Origin of the sequence: Enterococcus sp. 3H8_DIV0648 (genome assembly GCF_002140655.1) — a bacterium.
Lineage (GTDB): Bacteria > Bacillota > Bacilli > Lactobacillales > Enterococcaceae > Enterococcus_A > Enterococcus_A hulanensis.
On record NZ_NGLG01000002.1, the window covers coordinates 621,834 to 628,509 of the forward strand.

General features: G+C 43.8%; 6 protein-coding genes. 2 read left to right on the plus strand and 4 right to left on the minus strand.

Annotated elements, in window-relative coordinates; translation table 11 throughout:
* Positions 1-156: 156 nt before the first annotated feature.
* Positions 157-1,680, minus strand: a complete 1,524-nt coding sequence (locus A5875_RS19140; RefSeq protein ID WP_141108367.1) for an LPXTG cell wall anchor domain-containing protein — start codon at positions 1,678-1,680, stop codon at positions 157-159.
* Between the two features lie 357 nt (positions 1,681-2,037).
* Positions 2,038-2,817, minus strand: a complete 780-nt coding sequence (locus A5875_RS19145; RefSeq protein WP_088935171.1) for an ABC transporter ATP-binding protein — start codon at positions 2,815-2,817, stop codon at positions 2,038-2,040.
* A 106-nt stretch (positions 2,818-2,923) separates the two neighbouring features.
* Here A5875_RS19145 and A5875_RS19150 point away from each other — a divergent pair, with 106 nt between their 5' ends.
* Both A5875_RS19150 and A5875_RS19155 read left to right on the plus strand, forming a co-directional pair.
* Positions 2,924-3,619, plus strand: coding sequence for a TIGR00266 family protein (locus A5875_RS19150; RefSeq protein ID WP_088935172.1), 696 nt, complete (start codon positions 2,924-2,926; stop codon positions 3,617-3,619).
* Between the two features lie 77 nt (positions 3,620-3,696).
* The gene (locus tag A5875_RS19155; RefSeq protein ID WP_088935173.1) at positions 3,697-5,445 is read left to right on the plus strand and encodes a putative polysaccharide biosynthesis protein; all 1,749 of its coding nucleotides are present in this window, start codon (positions 3,697-3,699) and stop codon (positions 5,443-5,445) included.
* 62 nt (positions 5,446-5,507) lie between these two features.
* Here A5875_RS19155 and A5875_RS19160 read toward each other — a convergent pair whose 3' ends face one another.
* Together A5875_RS19160 and A5875_RS19165 are read right to left on the minus strand one after the other, a co-directional pair.
* The gene (locus tag A5875_RS19160) at positions 5,508-6,014 is read right to left on the minus strand and encodes a prolyl-tRNA synthetase associated domain-containing protein (protein WP_088935174.1); all 507 of its coding nucleotides are present in this window, start codon (positions 6,012-6,014) and stop codon (positions 5,508-5,510) included.
* Positions 6,007-6,477: a hypothetical protein gene (locus tag A5875_RS19165; protein WP_242551338.1), complete on the minus strand. Its 471-nt coding sequence runs from the start codon at positions 6,475-6,477 to the stop codon at positions 6,007-6,009. Before A5875_RS19165 ends, A5875_RS19160 begins: the two co-directional genes overlap by 8 nt.
* Positions 6,478-6,676: the final 199 nt, after the last annotated feature.

Consider the following 6,676-nt stretch of genomic DNA (forward strand, 5'->3'; position numbering starts at 1 on the left):
AGATGTGTATACAAATAGATATTCACACTTTAATTTTAAACTTTCGCACTCCTGAAAATTGATTACGATCTTTATCGAAATTTTTGATAATTCTTTGGTCCATACTAAAAACCGCCCATTGTCTTGCAAACAATGGGCGGTTTCACTTGCTTGATTTTATTCTTTATCGGTTTTCTTCTTTTTTATGAATAGTCCCGAGAGAAAAACTAGCGCTGTGCCACCTAAAGTGGTAAAAATCGATGCTTTCTTCTCGTTGGTTTGCGGCAATCTTCTTTGCTCGACTTGGAGAACCGGTGCAGTTTCTGTTACGGGCTGCGTAGCTGGAAGCCCAATCGTTTTAGTTGCTGCTGTTAAGACCGGTCTTTGCGCCACCAGCTGAACCAGCTTGTTTTTTTCTTTCACCGTTACTTTGGTTGGTGTTTTCTTTTCAGGTATGGGCATTTCCTTAGCTGGTGTTTCCACTTCTTTCTCCGGTACATCTGGTACATTTGGTACAACTGGTATAATTTCTATTGGAAGTGATTCCTCGATTACTACCGGTGCCTGATAGGAGTATGCAAAGAGAGCTCCTGTCTCGTATTCTTGGTTATAACGAACATCAAAGTTAGAAATATTTTTGTAGGTATAGGTCAGCCAGTAATCCATATTTGTATCAACTGTACCACCTCCGTTGATTTCACCGATTTTGATGTAGCCGTTATGAACCTTGTAATACAGCATATTCCCTTTTGTAACATAGAAATTCTGCACATTGTTGTTGTCAAAAAGATCGATACTTTGACTTAGATCAATATCCGTAAAATTAAAGAAGCCCGAAATTGGAACCTCTTTGCCTGTCAAGTTATCAATGAAGGAGTAGTTTAAGTGAACATCCTTGATCCCCCGCATCGTGATCCCATTGCTTTTATAAAGTACTAGCTGGCTGCTGTAATAGCTGCTGGAAAGGATCGTCCAATCCTTGACTGTCACCTTCATGTCAATGACTTTTCCATTATAAGTACCAACATTTTTATAGGTCACACGAATTGTATTAGGAGCAGCAATCTCTAAATCAAAAGTGATAGACGTTCTGTTTTCTTTATAGTCCGTCGCTCCTTCAACAAGGATGCCTGCGAGATTGTCAAAATTCGGCATGAAATTGTATTCGGAACTGATCTTGGCATTCTCATCAGTGGAGGTTTTCTCATGATCGGTAATTTTTCCGTCATAATCGTCCTTTAACATTTGAGCTGCGGCAAACAACGCTCTTGTCTCTGTTTGCGCGACAGGAGTTACCGGTTCTGTGTCAGTCGTTTTTGCGGATTCTGATTTTTCAACTGCGGCTTGTTGGACTGCGGGGGATTCTTCTATCTTAGTAACTTCAGTTTCGACGTTTGGAGTTGGTTCTTGGACTGCCTCGACAGTTGTTTCAGGAACACTTTCAGAGAGGGCTTCGTTGCTAGGCTCTGCCGGATCGTTGCTGACAACCGCTTGACTGCCTGCTTCCTCGGGTAAAACAGCTTGTTTGTCCGGTTCAACCGTTTCTGCTGCTTCAGTCACCTGATTCACCGGACTTTCGACAAACTCAGCCGTTACTTCTGAAGTCGCGGCAGCTTCAACTGCCTCATCCGCAAAAACTGAACTTGGACAAAGAGATACCCCCAACAGTGCTACCGAAAATAAATAGACACCTTTCTTCACGTTAAAATCCTCCTTTTCTTGCATAGTCACGTTTATTATAACACTTATTCAAATATTTTCTGATTCTAAAACGAGATCAAATATCTGCAAAACGAATAAATTACCCCTATACATCAACGATTAAATTCTAGTTAAGTCTCTTAAACAAATCAACATTAGAAAATAAAAATAACTTGAAACCCAATTATAGAAAGGGAACGCCAACTATTTTCGGGTTAATAACTAGCGGAATATATTCACATCATCTTTCTTCTACCTTAATTTTTGGGCCAGTAAATAGACCGCTTATTTTTTTTGCGATATTTTTATCAATTACTTCCAGACACAAAAAAAGCCCCTCAAATTGAGGAACTTCCATTATTTAGGAATGACCATCATTCGATCATCCTTCATCTCGTGGATAGCGATCGGTCGTTGATAAAAGTCATTCAATACCGTTTCATTGAGTAATTCTGCTCTTTTTCCTTGTTTAAAAATTTTGCCATCGCGGATCATCAGTACGTGATTCAGCAGCGGCAGGATCTCCTCTGTGTGGTGTGTCACGTATAACAAGCTGGGCGCGTCCGCCGCCTGCTTCATCTTTTTGATGCGGGACAATAGGTCTTCTCGGGCAAATAAGTCCAATCCGTTACAAGGTTCGTCTAAAATCAAAAGCTCCGGCTTAGCCATCAAAGCCCGCGCAATCAAAACGATCTGCTTCTCCCCTTGAGAGAGTACCTGATAGACTTTTCCAATCAGCTTTTTGGCCCCCAGCGAGATTAAGAGCTGCTTCGCCTCAGCCATGTCGGCTTCCGAATAATTCTGATAAATTCCGATGCTGGCAAATTTCCCTGATAACACGATGTATTCCGCCTGCTCTTCGCGATGAATCCGCTCCTGCAGCGATTGGCTTACCCAGCCGATTCTTTTAGTCAGATCAGGGATCGACGTTTCGCCGAAAACCTCACCTAAAACGGTTAATTTTCCGCTGGATGGCCATAAATTGCCTGAGATCATGTTCAGCATCAGGCTCTTTCCTGCACCGTTCAGACCTAAAACAGCCCAGTCCTCCCCAGCTTCGATCCGCCAATTGATGTCCTGCAATAGCGCGGTCTGTTGGCGAATAAACTGAACCTGCTCAAAAGCTAGAATCTCCATACCTTCTCCTCCATTTTCTTCCCTTTTTACAATCTTATCAAAATCTCACAGAAAAGATACGTAAAATGCTATAATTTTAGCAAATGTCTTTGAAGGGAGTTTTACGATGAATTACGAATTATCAAACAGTACCTTTGCGCCGATCGCAAAGGTTCATTTACAGCAAGGCGAAAAATTACGGATCGAACCAGGCGCGATGGTCTACGAGCTGGGAGATATCGAGCTGGAAGGGCAAATGAACACCAATGGTAAGAAAGGACTCGGCGGCGCTTTGAGTGCTTTAGGCCGCTCAGTGACCAGTGGCGAAAGCTTCTTTATCAGTACCGCTACCGCTCATTCCAACGGAGCGATGATCGCAGTGGCACCTGCTGTACCGGGAAAAATCTTTGCCTTGGATGTTGGTGCAGAGCATTGGCGCTTGAATACCGGCGCGTTTCTTGCCAGTGAGGAAAACGTAAACTACCAAATGAAGCGGCAAAAACTTTCGGGTGCTCTGTTAGGCGGCACCGGCGGACTTTTCGTCATGGAAACCACCGGCAGCGGGCAAATTCTCGTTTCGGCCTTTGGTGATATTGAAAAAATTGAGCTGGATGGCCGCGAGCCGGCGATCATCGATAACCAGCATGTAATCGCTTGGACCAGTTCACTGGACTACAACATCCGGGTGGCATCAGGAACCTTTGGCTTTAAGACCGGCGAAGGCGTCGTAAATGAATTTCGTGGCCGCGGATCAGTCTATATTCAAACACGCAATCTTGAAAGTTTCGCGAGTCATATCAACACCTTTATTCCGAAATCTTAAAGATTACAGCACAGGATTGTAACTAGAGGAGAGAACAGGTAAAATATGGAGGACACTGTTGCAGAAAGCTGGTTTATATGACTGATAAAAATAGACACGATAACGAACTGAATCCTTCGCGGTCACGGGTCGCTCGTTATCATAATGACGCGGTTCCGCCGCAAAAAAAAGAACCTGAAGAAAGTGCGCCGCAGACACCTGAAATAGAACCGAAAAAACAAGCCACTGCCCAAGAAAAAATGGTGCAAAGCACGGCTTGGCTGACGGTCGGCAATATCTTCTCACGGTTATTAGGCGCGGTTTATGTGATTCCATGGATCGCTTGGATGCAGCCCCATGGTTTAGAGGCCAACTATTTATACACTAAGGGCTACAATGTTTATGCCCTCTTTTTAATGATCTCGACTGCCGGGATTCCAGCGGCGGTAGCGAAACAGACCGCCCGCTACAATTCAATGAACGAATACGGCTTAAGTAAAAAACTACTATTCTATACGATGCGGCTGATGACCATCGGCGGTGTGATTTGTGCCGCCATTATGTTCTTAGGCGCTCCTTACCTGTCTCAAGGAAATGCCGATTTAGTTCCGGTGATGCGCTCATTGAGTGTCGTGCTGTTGATCTTCCCTGCCATGAGTGTAATTCGCGGCTTTTTCCAAGGAAACAACAACATGAAGCCTTATGCGATTTCTCAAATCGTCGAACAAATCGCTCGGGTCTGCTACATGCTGGCTTCGGCTTTCATTATTATGCAGATCAACAACGGCAGCTACAAAACGGCGGTGGTTCATTCAACCTTCGCTGCCTTTATCGGTGTGGCCTTCGCGATGGGGGTTCTATTGTTCTCGCTGCTCAAGGAACGGACAGCCTTTCGTGAGTTGATCAAAGAAAGCAATAATCAGATTACCTTTTCTGGCCGTCAATTGATTTTACAGATGATTCAGCAGGCGATCCCTTTTATTATCGTCGGCAGTGCCATCAGTATTTTCAAGTTGATCGATCAGTATTCCTTTGAAAAAATCATGTCGATCGTGACGGATTATTCTGCCGCGAAAAATGCCGATCTCTTTGCGCTGATCTCTGCCAATCCGGATAAATTGACGATGGTCGTGATCGCTCTTGGGACTGCGATGGCAACGGCTGGTCTGCCGTTAATCACGGAACGCTACACGAAAAAAGACCACGAAGGCTTAGCAAAATTGGTAACGAATAATATTCAATTGCTCTTCTTTGTCATGATGCCGGCGACTGTCGGGATGTTTGTCTTGGCTTATCCGTTGAATACTTTGTTCTACTGGCCTAATCTGCTTGGTTCCCAATTATTAGCCGCCTCTTGTGTGGTGGGAATCATGATGGGACTGTTCATGGTCTGTTCAACGATGCTGCAAGGCTTGGACGGCAATATGCAGGCGGTCTGGTTTTTATGTATCGGGATTTTTGTCAAAATCGTGACGCAATTCCCATTGACGTATATGTTCGAAGCTTATGGTCCACTGATTGCGACATTCGTAGGATTCTTAGTCGCAAATATGTTCTTGTTGGACCGAATCCATGTCATCACGCAATTTCCATTTAGAGAAACCATGACAGCCATCGCTAAAGTCACAGTGATGTCGCTGATTATGGGTGTCGTCGCCTTCGTTGTGAAATTTGGTTGTGAAATGATCTTGAGCTCGGATTCAAAAATGCAATCCATGATCATTATTTTAATCGTCGCAGCCTTTGGCGGATTCACCTATATGATCCTAGCCCTGAAAACACGAATGGCTGATAAATTATTAGGCCCGCGTGTGGATGGGATTCGCCGTCGATTGAAGATGCGGTAAAAAATGTTAAAGCCTCGCAGGTTCGCTGCGAGGCTTTTTTGTTGCAAAAAACAGCCCGAAGTTTAAACTTCGGGCTGCTTTGCTGGGATAGCTACATATTGAGGTTCGATCGCCAGCTTTTTTAGAAATCGTTGGAAATCACGAAAGGTAATCACTAAAGTTGCCGTATTGGTGTTGGGATGAAAACCGATTTTTTCTGATTGATCGATCGCTTCATCGATAACCAGCGTGATCTGATGTTCTGTATCATGGGGCAAGGCTAACGGTGTCACAGACCCCCGCTCTAAACCAAGCAGCTCAAAAAGCTCTGCTTCTGAAGCGAAGGATAATTGACTTTCCCCTAATACTTTAGCAAGCGCTTTGATGTCCAGCCGTTTTTGCCCCGGACAAATCACGAAGTAATACTTTTTAGTCTTCTTGCTCTTCATCAATAAATTTTTTACATCACTGCCGTCGATTGAAAAGTCGATTTCCGCTACTGTATAAACCGCCTTGTGATCGACGCGATCATAAGGAATCTGCCACTCTTTCAGCAGTTGGTAAACTTCGGTATCCGTCGCTTTAGCCATTGCTTTCACCAACTTCTCTCAAATAATTCCGCCACGTGATGATGGTTTTATTGACATGATTCAACACTTCCAGCTCCAGCTTTTTCACATCCGTTATCGAGACTTGCTGGAAATCCGCCAACCCGTGATAATTCTCCTGCAACAGGTCAAAAATCTGCTGGTTCGCCTTCGTTTCAATCACCAAACTATCCGCTTCTGCTCTTAGCTGCTGCAAAACAAACGGCGTGGTTTCTTGAAAATAGGGGTAGCCGTATTTGTTTAGATTATTTTTATAAGATTGCAATATACTCAGCGAAGCCGCCATGACCGCCGGGCCATCCGCAGTCCGCTCAGGTTTGCGCAGCGTCTCCGTTTCCGTCTTAACTTGTTGCCGCCGCTTCATTATCCGAAATAGAACAAAAAAGACGATCAGAATCGCTAATACAATTGCGATAATTATTTCAGGACGAAAAAAATTTTCCATCAATGCTCACTTCCTCCAAGAGATGATACCATTATACCGAACTAGTTCATATTAAGGTATTCATTTTTCTGAAATTCGAAAAATGAGGTTTATTTTCGCTACGTATACGATCCGACTAGTTTTTCTGACTTTTTAATTGGTGAAAGATCCTAGATTTCTTTTTGAACGATTTAAACTGTCTAAAGTCGGACTCGCAACT